This window comes from Pseudomonas sp. GM25 (assembly GCF_000282255.1).
Classification (GTDB): Bacteria; Pseudomonadota; Gammaproteobacteria; order Pseudomonadales; family Pseudomonadaceae; genus Aquipseudomonas; species Aquipseudomonas aphyarum.
Map to the genome: position 1 here is coordinate 17,435 of NZ_AKJQ01000043.1, position 21,709 is coordinate 39,143.

At 59.8% G+C, this 21,709-nt stretch carries 19 protein-coding genes and 1 tRNA gene; 18 read left to right on the forward strand and 2 right to left on the reverse strand.

Going from position 1 to position 21,709, the window contains the following annotated elements; translation table 11 throughout:
• The first annotated feature begins 272 nt into the window (after positions 1–272).
• The 9 genes from thrS to PMI24_RS17075 all read left to right on the forward strand — a co-directional run bounded on the left by thrS (position 273) and on the right by PMI24_RS17075 (position 7,728).
• Positions 273–2,195, forward strand: a complete 1,923-nt coding sequence (gene thrS, locus PMI24_RS17035) for a threonine--tRNA ligase (RefSeq protein WP_007956031.1) — start codon at positions 273–275, stop codon at positions 2,193–2,195.
• Positions 2,195–2,746 (forward strand): translation initiation factor IF-3, encoded by a 552-nt coding sequence (infC, locus tag PMI24_RS17040; protein WP_170929410.1) that lies wholly within the window; start codon positions 2,195–2,197, stop codon positions 2,744–2,746. Before thrS ends, infC begins: the two co-directional genes overlap by 1 nt.
• A gap of 60 nt (positions 2,747–2,806) precedes the next feature.
• Positions 2,807–3,001 carry a 50S ribosomal protein L35 gene (gene rpmI / locus PMI24_RS17045; protein WP_002553160.1) on the forward strand — a complete coding sequence of 65 codons (195 nt, stop codon included), beginning with the start codon at positions 2,807–2,809 and terminating at the stop codon, positions 2,999–3,001.
• A gap of 30 nt (positions 3,002–3,031) precedes the next feature.
• The gene (rplT, locus tag PMI24_RS17050; protein ID WP_007913489.1) at positions 3,032–3,388 is read left to right on the forward strand and encodes a 50S ribosomal protein L20; all 357 of its coding nucleotides are present in this window, start codon (positions 3,032–3,034) and stop codon (positions 3,386–3,388) included.
• A 109-nt stretch (positions 3,389–3,497) separates the two neighbouring features.
• Positions 3,498–4,514: a phenylalanine--tRNA ligase subunit alpha gene (gene pheS, locus PMI24_RS17055; protein WP_007956034.1), complete on the forward strand. Its 1,017-nt coding sequence runs from the start codon at positions 3,498–3,500 to the stop codon at positions 4,512–4,514.
• 26 nt (positions 4,515–4,540) lie between these two features.
• Positions 4,541–6,919, forward strand: a complete 2,379-nt coding sequence (gene pheT, locus PMI24_RS17060; RefSeq protein ID WP_007956036.1) for a phenylalanine--tRNA ligase subunit beta — start codon at positions 4,541–4,543, stop codon at positions 6,917–6,919.
• Positions 6,920–6,922: 3 nt separating this feature from the next.
• Positions 6,923–7,225 (forward strand): integration host factor subunit alpha, encoded by a 303-nt coding sequence (gene ihfA / locus PMI24_RS17065; RefSeq protein ID WP_002553164.1) that lies wholly within the window; start codon positions 6,923–6,925, stop codon positions 7,223–7,225.
• Positions 7,206–7,562 (forward strand): MerR family transcriptional regulator, encoded by a 357-nt coding sequence (locus PMI24_RS17070; protein WP_003179985.1) that lies wholly within the window; start codon positions 7,206–7,208, stop codon positions 7,560–7,562. The genes ihfA and PMI24_RS17070 overlap by 20 nt, the downstream gene beginning before the upstream one ends.
• Positions 7,563–7,651: 89 nt before the next feature.
• Positions 7,652–7,728 (forward strand) — tRNA-Pro (locus tag PMI24_RS17075).
• A 142-nt stretch (positions 7,729–7,870) separates the two neighbouring features.
• Here PMI24_RS17075 and PMI24_RS17080 read toward each other — a convergent pair.
• Positions 7,871–8,992, reverse strand: coding sequence for a Gfo/Idh/MocA family protein (locus tag PMI24_RS17080; RefSeq protein WP_007956038.1), 1,122 nt, complete (start codon positions 8,990–8,992; stop codon positions 7,871–7,873).
• 117 nt (positions 8,993–9,109) lie between these two features.
• Positions 9,110–10,030: a MurR/RpiR family transcriptional regulator gene (locus tag PMI24_RS17085; protein ID WP_007956040.1), complete on the reverse strand. Its 921-nt coding sequence runs from the start codon at positions 10,028–10,030 to the stop codon at positions 9,110–9,112.
• Between the two features lie 309 nt (positions 10,031–10,339).
• Here PMI24_RS17085 and PMI24_RS17090 point away from each other — a divergent pair, with 309 nt between their 5' ends.
• The 9 genes from PMI24_RS17090 to PMI24_RS17130 all read left to right on the forward strand — a co-directional run bounded on the left by PMI24_RS17090 (position 10,340) and on the right by PMI24_RS17130 (position 21,706).
• Positions 10,340–12,277, forward strand: a complete 1,938-nt coding sequence (locus tag PMI24_RS17090; protein WP_007956042.1) for a bifunctional 5-dehydro-2-deoxygluconokinase/5-dehydro-2-deoxyphosphogluconate aldolase — start codon at positions 10,340–10,342, stop codon at positions 12,275–12,277.
• A 43-nt stretch (positions 12,278–12,320) separates the two neighbouring features.
• Positions 12,321–13,214 carry a myo-inosose-2 dehydratase gene (gene iolE, locus PMI24_RS17095; protein ID WP_007956043.1) on the forward strand — a complete coding sequence of 298 codons (894 nt, stop codon included), beginning with the start codon at positions 12,321–12,323 and terminating at the stop codon, positions 13,212–13,214.
• Positions 13,211–14,020, forward strand: coding sequence for a 5-deoxy-glucuronate isomerase (iolB, locus tag PMI24_RS17100; protein ID WP_007956044.1), 810 nt, complete (start codon positions 13,211–13,213; stop codon positions 14,018–14,020). Before iolE ends, iolB begins: the two co-directional genes overlap by 4 nt.
• Positions 14,021–14,050: 30 nt before the next feature.
• Positions 14,051–15,553 (forward strand): CoA-acylating methylmalonate-semialdehyde dehydrogenase, encoded by a 1,503-nt coding sequence (locus tag PMI24_RS17105; RefSeq protein ID WP_007956045.1) that lies wholly within the window; start codon positions 14,051–14,053, stop codon positions 15,551–15,553.
• 25 nt (positions 15,554–15,578) lie between these two features.
• Positions 15,579–16,400: a TIM barrel protein gene (locus tag PMI24_RS17110; RefSeq protein WP_007956046.1), complete on the forward strand. Its 822-nt coding sequence runs from the start codon at positions 15,579–15,581 to the stop codon at positions 16,398–16,400.
• Between the two features lie 45 nt (positions 16,401–16,445).
• On the forward strand, positions 16,446–18,377 hold the full coding sequence (gene iolD, locus PMI24_RS17115; RefSeq protein WP_007956047.1) for a 3D-(3,5/4)-trihydroxycyclohexane-1,2-dione acylhydrolase (decyclizing): 1,932 nt from the start codon (positions 16,446–16,448) through the stop codon (positions 18,375–18,377).
• Positions 18,378–18,412: 35 nt separating this feature from the next.
• Entirely contained in the window at positions 18,413–19,438 is a 1,026-nt protein-coding gene (locus PMI24_RS17120) for a Gfo/Idh/MocA family protein (protein WP_007956048.1), read from the forward strand.
• Positions 19,439–19,569: 131 nt separating this feature from the next.
• On the forward strand, positions 19,570–20,619 hold the full coding sequence (locus tag PMI24_RS17125) for a Gfo/Idh/MocA family protein (RefSeq protein ID WP_007956049.1): 1,050 nt from the start codon (positions 19,570–19,572) through the stop codon (positions 20,617–20,619).
• A gap of 160 nt (positions 20,620–20,779) precedes the next feature.
• A complete protein-coding gene (locus PMI24_RS17130) occupies positions 20,780–21,706 on the forward strand; it encodes a sugar ABC transporter substrate-binding protein (protein ID WP_007956051.1) in 927 nt (308 codons plus the stop codon).
• Positions 21,707–21,709 lie beyond the last annotated feature (3 nt).

Genomic DNA, 21,709 nt, shown 5'->3' on the forward strand with positions numbered 1-21,709 from the left:
AAACCAGAGTGCATCGGTGACCGTTCATCTGTGCTAGCATGCCCCGCTCGGGCGTTTCGCAGGCTCTGGATGACCTTCAGTCCCGGTAGCGGCAGTGCACGAATTTTCTGATTTGAATCCCAGTCACTCTGGTTCGGTTTTCCGGTTGGCCGCAAGGCTCCTGCCGCTGTAAGGCAGGCGTTCGTCATTGAATGGCCTGGATCGGATCTTGTACTGGCTCATCCCAACCCACGTGACCTTTGGTAGGGGTCACCACTAGGAGAGGAGGCGCCATGCCAACTATTACTCTTCCCGACGGCAGTCAACGTTCATTCGATCACCCGGTTTCCGTAGCCGAGGTCGCCGCATCCATCGGTGCCGGTCTGGCCAAGGCCACCGTGGCCGGCAAGGTCAACGGCAAGCTGGTCGACGCCTGCGACATCATCGACAGCGACGCGACGCTGCAAATCATCACGCCAAAGGATGAAGAGGGGCTGGAGATCATTCGCCACTCTTGCGCCCACCTGGTCGGCCATGCGGTCAAGCAGCTGTATCCGACTGCAAAAATGGTCATCGGGCCGGTTATCGACGAAGGCTTCTATTACGACATCGCCTTCGAGCGTCCTTTTACGCCGGACGACATGGCGGCCATCGAACAGCGCATGCAACAGCTGATCGATACAGAATATGACGTCATCAAGAAAGTCACTCCGCGTGCCGAAGTGATCGAAGTGTTCAAGGCCCGTGGCGAGGACTACAAGCTGCGTCTGGTCGAAGACATGCCGAACGAGCAGGCCATGGGCCTGTACTATCACGAAGAATACGTCGACATGTGCCGCGGTCCGCACGTGCCGAACACCCGCTTCCTGAAATCCTTCAAGCTGACCAAGCTGTCCGGCGCCTACTGGCGCGGTGATGCCAAGAACGAGCAATTGCAGCGCGTTTACGGCACTGCCTGGGCAGACAAGAAGCAACTGGCTGCTTACATCCAGCGTATCGAAGAAGCTGAAAAGCGCGATCACCGCAAGATCGGCAAGCGCCTGGGCCTGTTTCACACCCAGGAAGAAGCGCCGGGCATGGTGTTCTGGCACCCGAATGGCTGGACGCTGTACCAGGTACTCGAGCAGTACATGCGCAAGGTGCAGCGCGACAACGGCTATCTCGAGATCAAGACGCCGCAAGTCGTTGACCGCAGCCTGTGGGAGAAATCCGGGCACTGGGCCAACTACGCCGACAACATGTTCACCACTGAGTCGGAAAGCCGCGACTACGCCATCAAGCCGATGAACTGCCCTTGCCACGTGCAAGTGTTCAACCAGGGCCTGAAGAGCTACCGTGAGCTGCCGATGCGTCTGGCCGAATTCGGTGCCTGCCACCGTAACGAGCCGTCGGGTGCGCTGCACGGCATCATGCGTGTGCGCGCGTTCACTCAGGACGATGCCCACATCTTCTGCACCGAAGAGCAGATGCAGGCTGAATCCGCTGCGTTCATCAAGCTGACCATGGATGTTTACCGCGACTTCGGCTTTACCGATGTCGAGATGAAACTGTCCACTCGTCCGGAAAAGCGTGTCGGTTCCGACGAGCTGTGGGATCGCGCCGAAGCAGCCCTGGCTGCAGCCCTTGATAGCGCTGGCCTGCCGTACGATCTGCAGCCGGGTGAAGGTGCGTTCTACGGTCCGAAGATTGAATTCTCGCTGAAAGATTGCCTCGGCCGCGTGTGGCAGTGTGGTACCTTGCAGCTCGATTTCAACCTGCCTGTGCGTCTGGGGGCCGAATACGTCTCCGAAGACAACAGCCGCAAGCATCCGGTGATGTTGCACCGTGCGATACTCGGTTCGTTCGAGCGTTTCGTCGGGATTCTGATCGAGCACTACGAAGGTGCATTCCCTGCGTGGCTGGCGCCAACCCAGGCAGTGATCATGAATATCACTGATAAACAGGCAGATTTCGTCGCTCAGGTCGAAAAAACTCTCAACGAAAGCGGGTTTCGTGCCAAGTCCGACTTGAGAAATGAAAAGATCGGCTTTAAAATCCGCGAGCATACTTTGCTCAAGGTTCCATATCTCTTGGTTATTGGGGATAAGGAAGTCGAGATGCAGACTGTCGCTGTGCGTACTCGTGAAGGTGCTGACCTGGGCTCGATGCCCGTCGCCCAGTTCGCTGAGTTTCTCGCGCAAGCGGTTTCCCGGCGTGGTCGCCCAGATTCGGAGTAATTATTATTAAGCGTGAAATGAGACAAGATAAACGAGCTGCACCGAAAGCCCCGATCAACGAGAATATCTCGGCACGCGAGGTTCGGTTAATTGGCGCTGATGGCGAGCAGATTGGCATCGTCTCGATTGATGAAGCGCTTCGTATTGCTGAAGAAGCAAAGCTTGATCTGGTAGAAATCTCTGCAGACGCAGTCCCACCGGTTTGCCGGGTGATGGACTACGGCAAATCGATCTTCGAAAAGAAGAAGCAGATTGCTGCGGCGAAGAAAAACCAGAAGCAGATTCAGGTAAAAGAAATCAAGTTTCGTCCAGGGACGGAGGAAGGGGATTACCAGGTAAAACTGCGCAACCTGGTACGTTTCCTGAGTGACGGGGACAGGGCCAAGGTATCCTTGCGATTCCGCGGCCGTGAGATGGCCCACCAGGAGCTGGGGATGGAACTCCTCAAGCGGGTTGAAGCTGACCTGCTCGAGTACGGTTCGGTCGAACAGCATCCTAAGATGGAAGGACGCCAGCTGATCATGGTCATCGCCCCGAAAAAGAAGAAGTAATCAACAGGGCACGGCAGGCCTTCTGATTATGTTTATCAACTGAATGCGGAGTATCCGAACATGCCAAAAATGAAAACCAAAAGTGGTGCTGCTAAGCGGTTTCTGAAAACTGCTAACGGTATCAAGCACAAGCACGCTTTCAAGAGCCACATCCTGACCAAAATGTCGACCAAGCGTAAGCGTCAACTGCGCGGTAGCAGCTTGCTGCATCCGTCTGACGTGGCAAAAGTCGAGCGCATGCTGCGCCTTCGTTAATTTTTGGATCAAGAATAGAGGAAGTAACTCATGGCTCGTGTAAAGCGTGGCGTCATTGCCCGTAAACGTCACAAAAAAATTCTGAAACTTGCTAAAGGCTACTACGGCGCACGCTCCCGCGTATTCCGTGTTGCCAAGCAAGCGGTAATCAAGGCAGGCCAATACGCCTACCGTGACCGTCGTCAGAAAAAACGTCAGTTCCGCGCTCTGTGGATCGCTCGTATCAACGCTGGTGCTCGTGTTAACGGTCTGTCCTACAGCCGTTTCATCGCTGGCCTGAAAAAAGCGTCCATCGAGATCGACCGTAAGGTTCTGGCTGATCTGGCAGTGAACGAAAAAGCGGTGTTTGCTGCGATTGTCGAGAAAGCTAAAGCCACCTTGGCTTAAGTACCCCCGACAATCACCCGGCCTCACCTCCGTGGGGCCAGGTGGTAAACGTCTTAAATAGGGGAAGAGCCTTCAAGCTCTTCCCCTATTTTGTATCTGGAGTCTGTACATGGAAAACCTGGATGCGCTGGTCTCTCAAGCACTAGAGGCTGTGCAAAGCGCTGAAGATATCAATGCCCTGGAGCAAATCCGGGTTCAATACCTTGGCAAAAAGGGTGAATTGACTCAGGTGATGAAGACCCTGGGGAATTTGCCGGCAGAAGAGCGTCCGCAGGTCGGCGCCCTGATCAACGTTGCCAAGGAACGTGTCACAGGCGTTCTCAATGCGCGCATGGCTCTGTTTGAGGAAGCCGAACTGGCTGCCAAACTGTCTGCCGAATCCATTGACGTGACCCTGCCGGGCCGTGGTCAGACCTCCGGTGGTCTGCATCCGGTAACCCGGACTCTGGAACGTATCGAACAGTTCTTCACCCGTATCGGCTACGGCATTGCCGAAGGCCCTGAGGTCGAAGACGACTATCACAACTTCGAGGCGCTCAACATCCCAGGCCACCACCCGGCCCGGTCGATGCATGACACCTTCTATTTCAACGCCAACATGTTGCTGCGCACCCATACCTCGCCGGTACAGGTCCGCACCATGGAATCGAAAAAGCCGCCGATCCGCATCGTCTGCCCAGGCCGTGTGTACCGCAGCGACTCCGATATCACCCATTCGCCGATGTTCCACCAGGTCGAAGGCCTGCTGGTCGATCGCGATATCAACTTCGCCGACCTCAAAGGCACGATCGAAGAGTTCCTGCGGGTGTTCTTCGAAAAAGAACTGGCCGTGCGTTTCCGTCCTTCGTACTTCCCGTTCACCGAGCCTTCCGCCGAAGTCGACATGGAATGCGTCATGTGCAGCGGTAAAGGCTGCCGCGTCTGCAAACAGACTGGCTGGCTGGAAGTGATGGGCTGCGGCATGGTTCATCCGAACGTGTTGCGCATGTCCGGGATCGATCCGGAAGAGTTCTCGGGCTTTGCCTTCGGCATGGGCGTTGAGCGTCTGGCCATGCTGCGTTACGGCGTGAACGACTTGCGTCTGTTCTTCGACAACGACTTGCGGTTCCTCGCGCAATTTCGCTAGTCGTAACGAATTCTTAGGAGAGCAGGATGAAATTCAGTGAACAATGGCTGCGTGGCTGGGTCAGCCCGCAGGTAGATCGCGACGCGCTGGTTGCACGTCTGTCGATGGCCGGTCTTGAGGTCGATAGCGTTACGCCGGCCGCCGGTGTTTTCAGTGGCGTGGTCGTGGGCGAGGTGCTGAGCACCGAGCAGCACCCCGATGCCGACAAATTGCGCGTATGCCAGGTCAGCAACGGCGCGGAAACTTTCCAGGTCGTGTGCGGTGCGCCAAACGTGCGTCCGGGCCTGAAGATTCCGTTCGCGATGATCGGTGCCGAGCTGCCGGGCGACTTCAAGATCAAGAAGGCCAAGCTGCGCGGCGTCGAGTCCAACGGCATGCTGTGCTCGCAATCCGAGCTGCAGGTTGGTGAAGGCAATGACGGTCTGATGGAGCTGCCGGCCGATGCGCCGGTGGGCGAAGATTTCCGTGTTTATCTGGACCTGGAAGACGCCAGCATCGAAGTCGATCTGACTCCGAACCGTGGCGACTGCCTGTCCCTGGCCGGTCTGGCCCGTGAAGTCGGCGCTCTGTACGACGCTCCGGTCACTCGCCCGGTGGTGATGACCGTTCCGGCGGTGCACGATGAAGTGCGCTCGGTAGAAGTCCTGGCACCTGCTGCCTGCCCGCGTTATCTGGGCCGCGTCATCCGCAACGTTGACCTGTCCAAACCGACGCCACTGTGGATGGTTGAGCGCCTGCGTCGCGCCGAAGTGCGCAGCATCGACGCTGCCGTCGACATCACCAACTACGTGATGCTCGAGCTGGGCCAGCCGCTGCACGCTTTCGATCTCGCCGAAATCAATGGCGGCATCCGTGTGCGCATGGCGGAAGAGGGCGAGAAGCTCGTACTGCTCGACGGTCAGGAAGTCAGCCTGCGTAGCGATACGCTGGTGATCGCCGACCACACTCGCGCTTTGGCCATTGCCGGCGTGATGGGTGGCGAGCACAGCGGTGTTTCCGCGACCACTCGCGACGTATTCCTTGAAAGTGCGTTCTTCGACCAGATCGCTGTCGCGGGCAAGGCTCGTTCCTACGGTCTGCACACCGACGCTTCGCACCGCTACGAGCGTGGCGTGGACTGGCAACTGGCTCGTGAAGCCATGGAGCGCGCCACTGGCCTGCTGCTGGAAATCACCGGCGGCGAAGCCGGCCCGATCATCGAGACCGTCAGCGAGCAGCACTTGCCGTCGATCGCGCCGATCACCCTGCGTGCTCAGCGCATTACCCAGATGCTGGGCATGGAAATGGATTCGGCCGAAGTCGAGCGTCTGCTCAACGCTTTGGGTCTGAAAGTTTCCGCCGACGGAGCAGGACAGTGGCGCGTAGAAGTGCCGAGCCATCGCTTCGATATCAGCCTGGAAGTCGATCTGATCGAAGAGCTGGCACGCCTGTACGGTTACAACCGCTTGCCGGTTCGTTACCCGCAAGCTCGTCTGGCGCCACAGGCCAAGGCCGAAGCGCGCAGCGATCTGCCGGAACTGCGTCGTCTGCTGGTTGCTCGTGGTTACCAGGAAGCGATCACTTACAGTTTCATCGATCCGAAGCAGTTCGAGCTGTTCAACCCGGGCGTTGAGCCGCTGCTGTTGGCGAACCCTATCTCCAATGACATGGCCGCCATGCGTTCGTCGCTGTGGCCGGGTCTGGTCAAGGCGTTGCAGCACAACCTCAACCGTCAGCAGGATCGTGTTCGTCTGTTCGAGAGCGGTCTGCGCTTTGTCGGTCAGCTGGAAGGTCTGAAGCAAGAGCCGATGATCGCCGGTGTGGTATGCGGCAGCCGTCTGCCGGAAGGCTGGGCGCAAGGTCGCGATACCGTGGACTTCTTCGACGTCAAGGCTGACGTAGAAGCGGTGCTGGGCTTTGCCGGTGCGCTGGATCAGTTCACTTTTGCCCCGGGCAAACACCCTGCACTGCATCCGGGCCAGACCGCGCGCATTGAGCGGGAAGGGCGTGAAGTCGGCTTTATCGGCGCGATTCACCCTGAGCTATCGAAATCCCTGGGTCTCGACCGTCCGGTCTTCGTCTTTGAGCTGGTCCTGGCTGAAGTCGCTCTGGGTAAAATGCCGAAATTCCACGAGTTGTCGCGCTTTCCTGAAGTGCGTCGTGACCTGGCACTGATTGCGCACAAAGACGTTGCAGCCTCGGCTGTACTGGACGTAATCCGTGAAAATGCAGGCGAATGGCTGACAGACCTCAGGCTATTTGACGTATATCAGGGTAAAGGCATTGATCCTGATAGAAAAAGCCTCGCAGTCGGCTTGACCTGGCAGCATCCATCGCGCACTCTTAATGACGATGAGGTGAATTCGACGACGCAAAATATCCTCACCTCGCTCGAACAAAGGTTGAACGCCACGTTAAGGAAGTGACGTATGGGGGCTTTGACGAAAGCTGAGATGGCGGAACGTCTGTATGAAGAGCTGGGCCTGAACAAGCGGGAAGCCAAGGAATTGGTTGAACTGTTTTTCGAGGAAATCAGGCACGCTCTTGAAGACAACGAGCAGGTCAAATTGTCGGGTTTCGGCAATTTCGACCTTCGGGACAAACGCCAGCGGCCTGGCCGCAACCCGAAAACGGGGGAAGAAATCCCGATCACGGCTCGCCGTGTGGTCACCTTTCGTCCAGGGCAGAAGTTGAAGGCCCGAGTTGAGGCTTATGCTGGAACCAAGTCATAACGACGAACTACCCGTTATCCCGGGCAAACGCTACTTCACCATCGGTGAAGTCAGCGAGCTGTGTGCGGTAAAACCACATGTGCTGCGCTACTGGGAGCAGGAGTTTCCTCAACTCAACCCCGTCAAACGCCGCGGAAACCGCCGGTATTATCAGCGCCAGGACGTGCTGATGATCCGGCAGATCCGCGCGCTCCTTTACGATCAGGGGTTCACCATCGGCGGCGCGCGCCTGCGTCTGTCCGGCGATGAAGCCAAAGACGACACCACTCAATACAAGCAAATGATCCGCCAGATGATCGCCGAGCTCGAAGATGTTCTGGTGGTTCTCAAGAAATAATTTCCTGCTTTTAAATACTTCCAGTTTTCAAAAGCTTGCGATATATTCTTGAGCGTTCTTCGAGATGGAGAACGAGTTTCAAACCTAGTCGGGGCGTAGCGCAGTCCGGTAGCGCACTAGCATGGGGTGCTAGGGGTCGAGTGTTCGAATCACTCCGTCCCGACCATATAATTCAATGACTTAGCCCAACTTTAGCGAGTTGGGCTTTTTCATGCGCAGTGACTTTTGCAGGGGATCCAGTTGCCTCTTCATCAAGGTCAGACACTAAAGCCGATCATCCCGATCGGCTTTTTTGTGCCCTCACAAAACTAGCCCGCGATTTCACTGACAGACACCCAGCGCCGCTCCTCAGCCGCGACCCGAATCGCCGTCGCCAGTCGTTCAACTTCAAACGCTTCCTCGAAATCAGTCCCGGTTTGCCCGTTCCCGGCCAACGCCATGATCAGCTCATGCACTTCCAGCGTTTTCAGCTCGTTGTAGCCCAGTTGATGCCCCGGCGCCGGGCTGAATGCTGCGTAGCCGGGCAAGTCCGGTCCGGCCAGTAAACGCTGGAAGCCGCCCTGGCCGGCGCGACACAGGCGTAGCTCGTTCAGGCGCTCCTGATCGAACGCCAGGGTGCCTCGGGTGCCGCTGATTTCGAAGCTCAGATGATTCTTGTAGCCATGCTTGAGCCAACTGCTGCTGAAGGTGCCGCGTGCGCCGCTGGCGAAGCGCAACAGCGCATGGGCCTGATCGTCGACCGCAATGCGGCGTTGTTCCTGGCTGCCGGTTGTGGCCGGGCGTTGGCCATGGACGGTCTGGGAGTCGGCACACACCGCTTCGACATCACCCATTAGATAGCGCGCCATGGCGAGCAGGTGACTGCCCAGATCCGCCAGTGCTCCACCGGCATGTTCGGGTTCGCAGCGCCACGACCAGGGGGAGGCTGGATCGGCCATGAAATCTTCGCTGAATTCACCTTGAAAACTGATGATCTCGCCGAGTTCGCCACTCAGGATCAGCTCGCGTGTCAGGCCGATGATCGGGTTGTGCTGGTAGTTGTAGCCGACCCGGGTGACGACGCCGGCATGCTTCGCCGCCACGTGCATGGCAAGAGCTTGTTCAAGATTCACCGCCAACGGCTTCTCGCAGTAAACCGGTTTTCCGGCGGCAAGAGCGGCCATGGCCATCGGGTAGTGCAGGTGATTGGGTGTGGTGATGGCGATCAGGTTTACCTTGGGGTCGTCGATCAATCGCTGCCAGTCGCCATGGGCCTGCTCAAAACCCCAAGCGGTGGCGCAGGCTTGCGCGCGTGCGGGATCGGCGTCAGCCAGGGCGGCAAGGCGAAGGGTGAAGGGCAGTTCGAATGCCCCGCTGACATTGCGAAAGGCCAGGGCGTGGGCGCGCCCCATGAAGCCCGTGCCGATAAGGCCGATTCCGAGTTCACGCATGACAGGATCCTTTGAGTTCTTGTTTTCAGAGATCCTGTTTATAGAATAAATATTCCCCGAGTTCAAATAATGGAATAAATATTTTGAATTGCCGCATTCGCTGGGATGGCGGTTTGGTCAGTCTTCAAACCCGACCTGCTCGTGAATCTCATCCACCTTCAACTCCAGTCGATAGGCCACGGCGATAAACAGCGCCTGGCACAGGCACAGGGTCGCACTCAGGGATCGGAACGCAAACGAACTGCCTTCGTTGACCAGCAGCAGGGTGTTGGCGCGCTTGGCCAGGGGCGAGAGATTGCTGTCAGTGATGATCAGGGTTTTCGCCTGATGGTGTTGGGCGATGCGCAGGCAGTGCTGGGTTTCCTTGCCGTACGGCGTGAAGCTGATGGCGATCACCAGGTCATTGGCGCGCACGCTGCGCATCTGCTCGCGATAGCTGCCGCCGAGGCCCGAGACCAGGTGGATGCGCTTGTTGGTGTGTTGCAGGTTGTAGACCAGATAGTCGGCCACGGCGAACGAGCGGCGCACCCCGACCACATAGATATTGTCGGCATTGACCACCAGGTCCACGGCCTTTTCGAATGCCTGGTCATCGAGCTCCTGGCCCAGGCGTTCGATGCCCGACAGGGTGGCGTCGATGCATTCGCGGGCCAGATCGCCGCCGCTGGCTTTCTGCGACTTGTTGGCGATCATGCTGCGAATACGCTGCTGGTAGTTCTGCACCGGCGTGGCTTTGTGGGTATACGCCTCGCGGAACAGCGCCTGCATTTCACTGAAACCGCTGAAACCGAATCGCTGGGAAAACCGCACGATGGCCGACGGATGCACTTCGCACTCGCGGGCGATGTCGCTGATGCGGTCGACCATGATCCGGTCGCTTTGCTGGCTCATGTAACTGGCGATGCGTTTGAGCTGGCGCGGCAGGCTTTCGTATTCACGGGTGATGAGCTGCAGCAGACGCTCGGCATTGATCGGGGGGCTGGCAAGATCGCTCTCGGGCGTGCTCTCGGCGGTAGCCGGCTGATCGGTGCTGGACATAAATAATCCTTCTGACTTGTTCTTATAGGAACGTGGTTCTTCTCGTCCCCTGACAATAGGTTGGCTGTGCGCAGTCTACAGGCTCGGCCCGGACAAAATCTTGGGCTTGCGCCAGCGCGATGCCTGCTGAAACGATGCACTGCGTCTGGAGCGCCTGCACTGAAGTTTATTGGAAAAAATATTCCACGTGAAAAATAATTGGAATATTTATTGATTGTTCGATCCGGCTTGTTTTAGTCTGCATCCACCAAGAGTGTCCGGCGCGGTCACCGCGTTGGGCACGGGCTGATAAAAATAACAGGAGCCAGCATGGGCCAGACTCGTTTTGCCAGTGGACGTCAATTGGATCTGATTTGCCTCGGGCGCCTCGGCGTCGACCTCTATGCGCAGCAAGTCGGGGCACGGCTGGAGGATGTGAGCAGCTTCGCCAAATACCTCGGCGGCTCCTCCGCCAACATCGCCTTCGGCACCGCCCGGCTGGGGCTCAGGTCGGCGATGCTGAGCCGGACCGGCGACGATCACATGGGGCGTTTCCTGATCGAGTCGCTGGCCCGTGAAGGCTGCGATGTCAGCGGCATCAAGGTCGATCCGGAGCGACTGACCGCCATGGTGCTGCTCGGTCTCAAGGATCGGGAAACCTTTCCCCTGGTCTTCTACCGTGAAAATTGCGCCGACATGGCGCTGCGGGCCGAAGACATCAGCGAAGCCTTTATCGCCTCCAGCAAAGCCTTGCTGATCACCGGCACTCATTTCTCCACCGATGGCGTCTACAAGGCGAGCACCCAGGCGCTGGACTACGCCGAAAAGCACAACGTCAAACGGGTGCTGGACATCGACTACCGCCCGGTCCTGTGGGGGCTCGCCGGCAAGGCGGACGGCGAAACCCGTTTCGTTGCCGATCAGAACGTCACCCAACATGTGCAACAAATCCTCCCGCGCTTCGACCTTGTGGTCGGGACCGAAGAAGAGTTTCTGATGGCCGGCGGTTCCGAGGATTTGCTCACTGCGCTGCGCAATGTCCGACGATTGAGCGCGGCAACCCTGGTGGTCAAGCTCGGCCCGCAAGGTTGCACAGTGATCCACGGGGAGATTCCACAACGTCTTGAAGACGGCGCGATTTATCCCGGCGTGCGGGTCGAGGTGCTGAACGTACTGGGCGCCGGCGATGCGTTCATGTCGGGTTTCCTCAGCGGTTGGCTGGAGGACGCAAGCGACGAGCGTTGCTGCCAGTTGGCCAATGCCTGCGGTGGTCTGGTGGTGTCGCGCCATGCCTGCGCGCCGGCGATGCCGACCCGTGCCGAACTCGATTACCTGTTCAGCAGCCCGGTGCCGATTACCCGTCCGGATCAGGACGCCACCCTGCAACGCCTGCATCAGGTCAGTGTGCCGCGCAAACAGTGGAAGCAACTGTTCATCTTTGCCTTCGACCATCGCGGGCAACTCGTGGAACTGGCCCAGAAGGGCGGACGCGACCTCGGCGCCATCGGCGAACTCAAGCAACTGTTCATCAAGGCCGTGGAGCGAGTCGAAAGCGATTTGCGCGAGCAGGGCATCGAAGCCGATGTCGGGCTGCTGGCGGATCAGCGTTTCGGCCAGGACTCGCTGAACGCCGCCACCGGTCGAGGCTGGTGGGTGGCGCGGCCGGTCGAGGTGCAGGGCTCGCGGCCACTGGCCTTCGAGCACGGGCGCTCGATCGGCAGCAACCTGATCGCCTGGCCGCAAGAGCAAATCATCAAATGCCTGGTGCAATTCCATCCGGACGACGAACCGATGCTGCGCCTGGAGCAGGAAGCGCAAATCAAGGCGCTGTATCAGGCATCGCAAGTCAGCGGTCATGAACTGCTGCTGGAAATCATCCCGCCCAAGGATCACCCCTCACCGCATCCCGACGTGTTGTATCGCGCGCTCAAACGCCTCTACAACCTGGGCATCTATCCGGCGTGGTGGAAGATCGAAGCGCAGAGCGCTGAGGAATGGCAACAGCTCGACGAGCTGATCCAGGCGCGCGATCCCTATTGCCGAGGTGTGGTGCTGCTGGGCCTGAATGCCCCGGCGTCAGCGTTGGCCGAAGGCTTTCAACAGGCCAGTCAGAGCCAGACCTGCCGTGGGTTCGCCGTGGGCCGGACGATTTTTCAGGAGCCGAGTCGCGCCTGGCTGGCCGGGGAGATCGATGACGAGACGCTGATCCGCCAGGTACAGGGCACCTTCGTCGAGCTGATCGATGCCTGGCGAACGGCCCGGGCCTGAGCCGCGGTTGAACATTCTAGAAATAACAAAAAAAGGTGCAGCCATGCCCGCTATCCGAATTGGCATCAACCCGATTTCCTGGAGCAACGACGACCTGCCGTCCCTCGGCGGTGAAACGCCGCTGAGCACCGCCCTCAGCGAAGGCAAGGCCATCGGTTATGAAGGCTTCGAACTCAACGGCAAGTTTCCCAAGGACGCCAAAGGCGTTGGCGACGTGTTGCGCCCGTATGACCTGGCGCTGGTGTCCGGCTGGTATTCCAGTCGCCTCGCGCGCCGTTCGGTAGCCGAGGAAATCGACGCGATTGCCAGCCATGTCGAGCTGCTGGCAAAGAACGGCGCGAACGTGCTGGTTTACGGTGAAGTCGCCGATTCCATTCAGGGCCAACGGATTCCGCTGGTCGAGCGCCCGCGTTTTCACACCGAACAGGCGTGGCAGCAATACGCTGACAAGCTGACCGAACTGGCGCGCTTCACCCTGTCCCAGGGCGTGCGTCTGGCGTATCACCACCATATGGGCGCCTACGTCGAATCGCCTTCGGACATCGACACCCTGATGGCGTTGACCGGTAATGAAGTCGGGCTGCTGTTCGATTCGGGCCATTGCTACATGGGCGGCGGCGAGCCCTTGCAGGTGCTGCGCAAACACCTGTCGCGCATCTGCCACGTGCATTTCAAGGACGTGCGCAAACCGGTGGTGCAACTGGCGCGCAACAACCTGTGGAGCTTCCCCGACTGCATCATCAACGGCACTTTTACCGTTCCAGGGGACGGTGACATCGACTTCGCCGAACTGCTGGACGTGCTGCTGGCGGCCGATTACCACGGTTGGCTGGTGGTCGAGGCCGAGCAGGATCCGGCAGTGGCGCCGAGTTACGTCTATGCGAAAAAAGGCTTCGACACCTTGCGGGCGCTGCTCGACGAGAGGACTGCGCGATGAGCCTGCTGGTCAAAAGCAATGCCCGTGGCCGGACCATGGTCGAGCTGGCTGAAGGTGAACTGCAATACGTGGGATTCGCCGCCTATCGCTTGAGCCTGGGCGAAACCTTGCCTGTCGCAGCGGGCGACAAGGAGCTGTGCCTGGTGCTGCTCAGCGGTCGGATTGGCATCCACGGCGAAGCGCCGGGGCAGGGGGCTTTCAACTGGGACAACCTCGGTGATCGCCAGTCGGTGTTCGAAGACAAATCCCCGTTCGCTGCGTACCTGCCACCCGGCAGTCAGGCGCAGGTGGTGGCATTGAGTGACTCGCAAGTGGCGGTTTGTTCCGCTCCCGGTTCGACCCCCACGAACCTCGGCCCGCGCCTGATCAGGCCTGAAACCATGAAGCGCAGCGTGCGCGGCAAGGGTGCCAACACCCGCTATGTCTGCGACATCCTGCCGGACAGCGAGCCGGCGCATTCGCTGCTGGTGGTGGAAGTGCGCACGCCGTCGGGGCACTCGTCGAGCTACCCGCCGCACAAGCACGACACCGACGATCTGCCGCACCAGAGCTTTCTCGAAGAAACCTACTACCACCAGATCAACCCGCCCCAGGGCTTCGTGTTCCAACGGGTCTACACCGACGACCGCAGCATCGATCAGGCCATGGCCGTGGAAAACAGCGACCTCGTCGTCGTCCCCAAGGGCTATCACCCGGTCAGCGTGCCGTATGGCTACGAGTCCTACTACCTGAACGTGATGGCCGGGCCGAAACGCGTCTGGCAGTTCCATAACGACCCGCAGCACAGCTGGCTGCTGGATCTCTGAATTCCAACTTTCGCACGGAGAACAAGAACGATGAGCGACACCCCGGTCATAGGCCACTACATCGATGGTCAGGTGCAGTGCAGCGGTAGTGAACGATTCAGTGATGTCTTCAATCCGGCCACCGGCGGCGTTCAGGCGCGGGTCGGGCTGGCCAGTCAGAAGACTGTGGACGCTGCCGTCGCTTCGGCGTTGAAGGCCTTCCCGGCCTGGTCCGAGCAATCGTCCCTGCGCCGTTCGCGGGTGATGTTCAAGTTCAAGGAATTGCTCGATCGTCATCACGACGAACTGGCCGAAATCATCAGCCGTGAACACGGCAAGGTGTTTTCCGACGCCAAGGGCGAAGTCACCCGAGGCATCGAAATCGTCGAATACGCCTGCGGTGCGCCGAACCTGTTGAAGACCGAGTTCAGCGACAACATCGGCGGCGGCATCGACAACTGGAACCTGCGTCAGCCACTCGGCGTCTGCGCCGGGGTCACGCCGTTCAACTTCCCGGTGATGGTGCCGCTGTGGATGATTCCGCTGGCGTTGGTCACCGGCAACTGCTTCATTCTCAAACCGTCCGAGCGCGATCCGTCCGCCAGTTTGCTGATGGCTCGCCTGTTGACCGAAGCCGGTTTGCCGGACGGCGTGTTCAACGTGGTCCAGGGCGACAAGACGGCGGTCGACGCCTTGCTGCAGCACCCGGACATCGAGGCGATTTCGTTTGTCGGTTCGACGCCGATTGCCGAATACATCCACCAGCAGGCCACCGCGCGCGGCAAGCGGGTGCAGGCGTTGGGCGGCGCGAAGAATCACATGATCGTCATGCCCGACGCGGATCTGGATCAGGCGGCGGATGCTTTGATCGGCGCCGCTTACGGTTCGGCCGGTGAGCGCTGCATGGCGATTTCGATTGCGGTCGCGGTCGGTGAAGTCGGTGATCAACTGATCGCCAAACTGCTGCCGCGCATCGATCAATTGAAAGTCGGCAACGGTCTGCAAGGCGACAACGACATGGGCCCGCTGGTCACCGCCGAACACAAGGCCAGGGTGGAAGGTTTTATCGATCAGGGCGTAGCCCAGGGCGCGCAGCTGATTGTCGACGGCCGCCACTTCAAGGTGCCGGGGGCCGAGGCGGGCTTTTTCGTCGGCGCGACGCTGTTCGATCACGTCACCACCGACATGAGTATCTATCAGCAGGAAATCTTCGGCCCGGTGCTGGGCATCGTGCGCGTGCCGGATTTCGCCAGTGCCGTGGCGCTGATCAACGCCCATGAATTCGGCAATGGCGTGTCGTGTTTTACCAGCGATGGCGGGATCGCCCGCGCCTTCGCTCGCAGCATCAAGGTCGGGATGGTCGGCATCAACGTGCCGATTCCGGTGCCCATGGCCTGGCATTCGTTCGGAGGCTGGAAGCGCTCGCTGTTCGGCGATCACCATGCCTACGGAGAAGAAGGCATTCGTTTCTACAGCCGCTACAAAAGCGTCATGCAGCGCTGGCCCGACAGCATCGCCAAGGGCCCGGAATTCAGCATGCCGACGGCCAAATAAATCATCTGCGCGGAGAACAACAAGAATGAGTACTCCCCTGCGTTTTGCCCTGAACCGAATGGTCGCTCCACGTTTGTCCCTGCCGGCGTTCATCGAGTTGGCGGTGACCCTCAAGGCCGATGCCATCGAGATCCGCAACGACCTCAAAGGCATCGAGATCGAGGACGGCACCGCACCCGGACACGTGCGTGAGTTGTGCACGGCCCACGGCATCAGCGTGCTGTCGATCAACGCGCTGTATCCGTTTGACGTGTGGAATGACGAGCGCCGCGCGCAGGCCTTGAAGCTCGCTGCCTATGCCCGCGATTGTGGTGCGCGGGGGCTGGTGATGTGCCCGTTGAACGACCGTGCCGATCCGCGCAGCGTCGCCGAACGTGCGTCGGGCCTGCGCACCGCGTTGAGCGAGCTGGCGCCGATCCTGCGTGATCACGGCCTGCTGGGTTTCATCGAGCCACTGGGTTTCAAAGCCTGCTCGCTGCGCCGCAAACGCACGGCGGTGGAGGCGATCAAGGCAGTCGGCGGGCTGGATGTGTTCCGTCTGGTGCACGACACCTTTCATCACCATTTGGCCGGTGAGCAGGAGTTTTTCCCTGAGCTGACAGGGCTGGTGCACATCTCCGGTGTCGAGGAGACCGAGGCGCCGCTGGCGAACCTTTGCGATGGTCATCGGGTGCTGGTGGGCGCGGACGACATTCTCGGCAACGCGGCACAAATCAACAGCCTGCTCGCTGGCGGCTACAGCGGTTACCTGTCGTTTGAACCGTTCGCCGACAGCGTCCATGGCCTGGCGGATATCCAAACGGCGATCGGCGCGAGCATGGACCACCTGAGCAAATCCCTGAGTTGACAGTGCCCCTCGCAGGGATCGGATCTGAATTTGAAAGGTGCGGTTATGACCACAACAAGACTGACCATGGCCCAGGCCCTGGTGAAATTCCTCGACAACCAGTACATCGAGGTCGATGGCGTTCAGAGCAAATTCATCGCCGGGATCTTTACCATTTTCGGCCACGGCAACGTGCTGGGTCTGGGGCAGGCGCTGGAGCAGGACAGCGGTGACCTGATCGTCCATCAGGGCCGCAACGAACAAGGTATGGCCCATGCTGCAATCGGTTTCGCCAAGCAGCATCTGCGGCGCAAGATCTACGCCTGCACCTCGTCCGTGGGGCCGGGCGCGGCGAACATGCTGACCGCTGCCGCCACCGCGACCGCCAACCGGATTCCCTTGCTGCTGTTGCCGGGTGATGTCTATGCCTGCCGTCAACCGGACCCGGTGTTGCAACAGATCGAGCAGTTCCACGACCTGAGCATCAGCACCAACGATGCGTTCAAGGCCGTGAGCAAATACTGGGATCGCATCAACCGCCCCGAGCAATTGATGACCGCGGCGATCCACGCCATGCGTGTGCTCACGGATCCCGCCGAAACCGGCGCCGTGACCCTGGCCCTGCCGCAGGACGTGCAGGCCGAAGCGTACGACTATCCCGATTATTTCCTGCAAAAACGTGTGCACCGGATCGAGCGTCGCCCGGCCACTGAAGCGATGCTCGGCGATGCCGTGGCGTTGTTCAAAGGCAAACGCAAACCGCTGATCATCTGTGGCGGCGGCGTCAAATACTCGGGCGCCAACGCGGCGTTGCAGGCGTTTGCCGAGCGCTTCGATATTCCCTTCGCCGAAACCCAGGCCGGCAAGAGCGCGCTGGTGTCCAGCCATCCGCTGAACGTCGGCGGCATTGGCGAAACCGGTTGCCTGGCGGCAAACCTGCTGGCCAGGGACGCGGATCTGGTCATCGGTGTCGGCACTCGCTACAGCGATTTCACCACGGCGTCGAAATCCTTGTTCCAACACCCTGACGTGCAATTTCTCAACCTCAACATCAGCCCGTGCGATGCACTGAAACTCGACGGCGTGCAACTGCTGGCGGATGCCAGGACAGGTTTGTCGGCGCTGGCCGAAGCGCTGGGTGACTACCGTTCCGGCTGGGGCGATCAACCCCGTCAGGCACGGGCGCAACTGGATGAGGAAGTGGATCGCCTGTATCAGATCGACTATCAGGCCCGGGATTTCATCCCGGAAATCAACGACCACCTCGATCCGGCGGTGTTGCGCGAGTTCATCGAGCTGACCGGTTCCTGCCTGACTCAGAGTCGCGTGCTCGGCGTGCTCAATGAAACTCTTGCCGATGACGCGGTGATCGTCGCCGCTGCCGGCAGCCTGCCCGGTGACTTGCAGCGCAGCTGGCGCAGCAAGGGCGTTAACACCTATCACGTCGAATACGGATATTCGTGCATGGGCTATGAGGTGAACGCGGCGCTGGGCGTGAAGCTCGCCGAGCCTGAGCACGAGGTTTATGCGCTGGTGGGCGACGGCTCTTACATGATGCTGCACTCGGAACTCGCCACCTCGATCCAGGAGCGGCGCAAGATCAACGTGGTGCTGTTCGACAACATGACCTTCGGTTGCATCAACAACCTGCAGATGGGCAACGGCATGGACAGCTTTGCCACCGAGTTTCGTTACCGCAACCCGCAAACCGGCAAGCTCGACGGCGCTTTCGTGCCGGTGGATTTCGCCATGAGCGCGGCGGCCTACGGCTGCAAGACCTACAAGGTGAACACCGTTGAAGAGCTGCGGGCGGCGCTGGCCGATGCTCGCTTGCAGACAGTCTCGACCCTGATCGACATCAAGGTTCTGCCCAAGACCATGATTCACGGTTACCTGTCGTGGTGGCGGGTCGGCGTGGCGCAAGTCTCCACCAGCGCCCGCACCGACGCGGTGGCCAAAACCCTGAACGAACGACTGGCCAAGGCCCGTCAGTACTGATTGCCCTGAATCGAACAACTACAAGGAATCCTTTCATGTCATTGCTTTCCCAAGCGTTGCGGCTAGGCGTCATCGGCACCGGGGCCATCGGCCAGGACCACATCCGTCGTTGCAGCCAGACCTTGCTCAACAGTCAGGTCGTGGCGGTTACCGACATCAATCTGCAGCAGGCGGCCAAGGTCGTCGCTGACCTGAAACTGACCGCCGAGGTCTATCCCGACGGCCACGCGCTGATCCAGGCGCCGGACGTCGAGGCGATCCTCGTCACCTCCTGGGGCCCGAGCCACGAGGAGTTCGTGCTGGCCGCCATCGCGGCGGGCAAACCGGTGTTCTGCGAGAAGCCACTGGCGGTGACCGCCGAAGGCTGCCGCAAGATCGTCGAGGCTGAAGTAGCCCACGGCAAACGGCTGGTGCAGGTCGGTTTCATGCGTCCGTACGATGAAGGTTATCGCGCGTTGAAGTCGGTGATCGACAGCGGCCAGATCGGCGAACCGTTGATGCTGCATTGCGCGCACCGCAACCCGAGCGTGGGTGAAAACTACAAGACCGACATGGCGATCACCGACACGTTGATCCATGAGCTGGACGTACTGCGCTGGTTGCTCGATGACGATTACGTCTCGGTGCAGGTGGTGTTCCCGCGCAAGAGCAGCAAGGCCCTCGCGCATTTGAAAGATCCGCAGATCGTGCTGTTGGAAACCGCCAACGGCACGCGCATCGACGTGGAAGTTTTCGTCAATTGCCAGTACGGCTACGACATCCAGTGCGAAGTGGTGGGGGAGACCGGCATCGCCAAACTGCCGGAGCCGTCCCAGGTTCAATTGCGCAGCGGGGCCAAGCTGTCCAACGCGATTCTGATGGACTGGAAGGATCGCTTTATCGCGGCCTATGACGTCGAATTGCAGGCGTTCATCGATGGCGTGCGGGCAGGGCAGGTCGGTGGGCCGTCGGCGTGGGACGGCTTTGCCGCAGCGGTTGCTGCCGATGCGTGCATCGAAGCGCAGAACAGCGGGGCGATCGTCAAGGTCGCACTGCCTGATCGCCCCCATTTCTACAGCTGACGCAAATCCCTGTGGGAGCGAGCTTGCTCGCGATTGCGGTCTATCAGGGCACATCAATGTGGAATGTGCCGCCGCCATCGCGGGCAAGCCCGCTCCCACAGGGGCCGCGTTTTATTCAGGGAAATACTTGTATGCGCATCGGACTTGTCGGTTACGGCCATGGCGGCCGGTTTTTTCATGCTCCGCTGATCAGCAGCCTGCCGGCGGCGACGTTCGTCGGCGTGGTCACCCGTTCAGCGGAGCGCCGACAGTTGCTGGCGGCGGAGCATCCGGGTGTGCCGGCCTTCGACAGCATCGGCCAGTTGGTGGAAGCGGGAATCGATGTGCTGGTGGTATCGACGCCCCTCAAAGGACGGCCGGCACTGGTGCTCGACGGCATCGAACACGGCGTGGCGGTGGTCAGCGACAAGCCGTTCGCCGCCGACTGGCAGCAGGCGCAAACCCTGATCACCATGGCCGAGCGCCAGAATGTACCGCTCAGCGTCTATCAGAACCGGCGCTGGGACTCGGACTTTTTAACCGTGCGCAAACTCATCGAATCCGGCGCGCTGGGCCAGGTCAGCCGGTTCGAGTCGCGGATCGAGCGTTACTCGCCGTCGTCGGTTCACAACGGCAGCGGCGGTGGTTTCCTGCGCGATCTGGGCAGTCATCTGGTCGATCAGGCGCTGTTGCTGTTCGGCCCGGTGACACGGGTTTACGCCGAACTGGACTACCTGGAGAAAGATCAGGCATTCGATCACGGCTTCTTCATGTCCCTGACCCACGCCAGCGGCGTGACCTCGCATCTGGGCGGCAGTTGCCTGCAAAACAGCCCCGGCCCGCGTTTTCGGGTGAGCGGTACGCTGGGTTGTTACAGCGTCGAGGGGCTGGACGGGCAGGAGGCCCAGGCGCTGGCCGGGCTTTCGCCGAAAACCGAAGGCGAGCGCTGGGGCGTCGAGGAGCATCGCCGCTGGGGCTGGTTCGAGCACGGAGAAGAGCGCGAGCGGGTTCCTTCCGAACGCGGCTGCTGGAGTCAGTTCTATTTGCAGCTACAAATCGCGTTGCAAAACGGTGGCCCACTGCCCGTGGACGCCCGTGATGCACTGGCGACAACCCGCGTGCTAGACGCTGCGCGCCTGAGTTTCAAGCGTCATCAGGTAGTGGAACTGAGCGAGTTTGCAAGCCATGGAATAAAATCATAATAAAATTCTAAAACAGGTTGATATGGAAAATATTTTCCAATAAAGTCGATTCCAGTTTCACTGTCTCGCGACACGTTCCAACGCCTCGACTGCTTGTCCGCTTACTGAAATCGTCATGCCTCATCCATAAAACCAACAAGAATGTGGAGAAAGACTTTTCATGAAGACCAAGACCCGTTTTGCCTCACTGGCCTTGTCCCTGATGTTCGCCAGCGGCGCCGCGCTGGCCGATATGAAGATCGGCGTCAGCATGTCCCAGTTCGATGACACCTGGCTGACCTACCTGCGCGAATCCATGGACAAGAAAGCCAAGTCCTATCCCGACGGCGTCAAGCTGCAGTTCGAAGACGCCCGTAGCGACGTGGTCAAGCAACTGAGCCAGGTCGAAAGCTTCATCAGCCAGAAGGTCGACGCCATCGTGGTCAATCCGGTGGATACCGCCGCCACCAAAAAGATTACTGAAGCGGCAGTGAAGGCCGGCATTCCGCTGGTCTACGTCAACCGCCGCCCCGATGACCTGAACCTGCCCAAAGGCGTGGTAACCGTTGCTTCAAACGACCTGGAGGCCGGCGAGATGCAGATGCAGTACCTGGCCGACAAGATGGGCGGCAAGGGCGACATCGTGATTCTGCTGGGTGACCTGGCGAACAACTCCACCACCAACCGCACCAAGGGCGTCAAAGAGGTGCTGGCCAAATACCCGGACATCAAGGTCGAGCAGGAGCAGAGCGGCGTCTGGCTGCGGGATAAGGGCATGACCCTGGTCAACGACTGGCTGACCCAGGGCCGCAAGTTCGATGCGGTCGTCTCCAACAATGACGAAATGGCCATCGGTGCCGCCATGGCCCTGCAACAGGCCGGCGTCGCCAAAGGCAGCGTGTTGATCGCGGGTGTCGACGGTACGCCGGACGGCTTGAACGCCGTGAAGAAGGGCTCGCTGGCCGCTTCCGTGTTCCAGGACGCCAAGGGTCAGGCCGACGGCTCCATCGATACCGCGGTGAGAATGGCGAAGAACGAGCCGGTCGAGCCGGCGGTCTGGGTGCCGTTTCGCCTGATCACGCCGCAAAACGTTGACCAGTTCAAATAGTCC

Bases quoted from the DNA above. Each gene is read 5' to 3' on its own strand.
- pheS (WP_007956034.1), top strand. From the start codon at position 3,498: ATGGAAAACCTGGATGCGCTGGTCTCTCAAGCACTAGAGGCTGTGCAA.
- PMI24_RS17085 (WP_007956040.1), bottom strand. From the start codon at position 10,030: ATGTCCAGCACCGATCAGCCGGCTACCGCCGAGAGCACGCCCGAGAGC.
- rplT (WP_007913489.1), top strand. From the start codon at position 3,032: ATGGCTCGTGTAAAGCGTGGCGTCATTGCCCGTAAACGTCACAAAAAA.
- PMI24_RS17120 (WP_007956048.1), top strand. From the start codon at position 18,413: ATGTCATTGCTTTCCCAAGCGTTGCGGCTAGGCGTCATCGGCACCGGG.
- iolB (WP_007956044.1), top strand. From the start codon at position 13,211: ATGAGCCTGCTGGTCAAAAGCAATGCCCGTGGCCGGACCATGGTCGAG.
- iolD (WP_007956047.1), top strand. From the start codon at position 16,446: ATGACCACAACAAGACTGACCATGGCCCAGGCCCTGGTGAAATTCCTC.
- thrS (WP_007956031.1), top strand. From the start codon at position 273: ATGCCAACTATTACTCTTCCCGACGGCAGTCAACGTTCATTCGATCAC.
- ihfA (WP_002553164.1), top strand. From the start codon at position 6,923: ATGGGGGCTTTGACGAAAGCTGAGATGGCGGAACGTCTGTATGAAGAG.
- PMI24_RS17090 (WP_007956042.1), top strand. From the start codon at position 10,340: ATGGGCCAGACTCGTTTTGCCAGTGGACGTCAATTGGATCTGATTTGC.
- PMI24_RS17105 (WP_007956045.1), top strand. From the start codon at position 14,051: ATGAGCGACACCCCGGTCATAGGCCACTACATCGATGGTCAGGTGCAG.
- iolE (WP_007956043.1), top strand. From the start codon at position 12,321: ATGCCCGCTATCCGAATTGGCATCAACCCGATTTCCTGGAGCAACGAC.
- PMI24_RS17130 (WP_007956051.1), top strand. From the start codon at position 20,780: ATGAAGACCAAGACCCGTTTTGCCTCACTGGCCTTGTCCCTGATGTTC.
- PMI24_RS17070 (WP_003179985.1), top strand. From the start codon at position 7,206: ATGCTGGAACCAAGTCATAACGACGAACTACCCGTTATCCCGGGCAAA.
- rpmI (WP_002553160.1), top strand. From the start codon at position 2,807: ATGCCAAAAATGAAAACCAAAAGTGGTGCTGCTAAGCGGTTTCTGAAA.
- PMI24_RS17125 (WP_007956049.1), top strand. From the start codon at position 19,570: ATGCGCATCGGACTTGTCGGTTACGGCCATGGCGGCCGGTTTTTTCAT.
- PMI24_RS17080 (WP_007956038.1), bottom strand. From the start codon at position 8,992: ATGCGTGAACTCGGAATCGGCCTTATCGGCACGGGCTTCATGGGGCGC.
- pheT (WP_007956036.1), top strand. From the start codon at position 4,541: ATGAAATTCAGTGAACAATGGCTGCGTGGCTGGGTCAGCCCGCAGGTA.
- PMI24_RS17110 (WP_007956046.1), top strand. From the start codon at position 15,579: ATGAGTACTCCCCTGCGTTTTGCCCTGAACCGAATGGTCGCTCCACGT.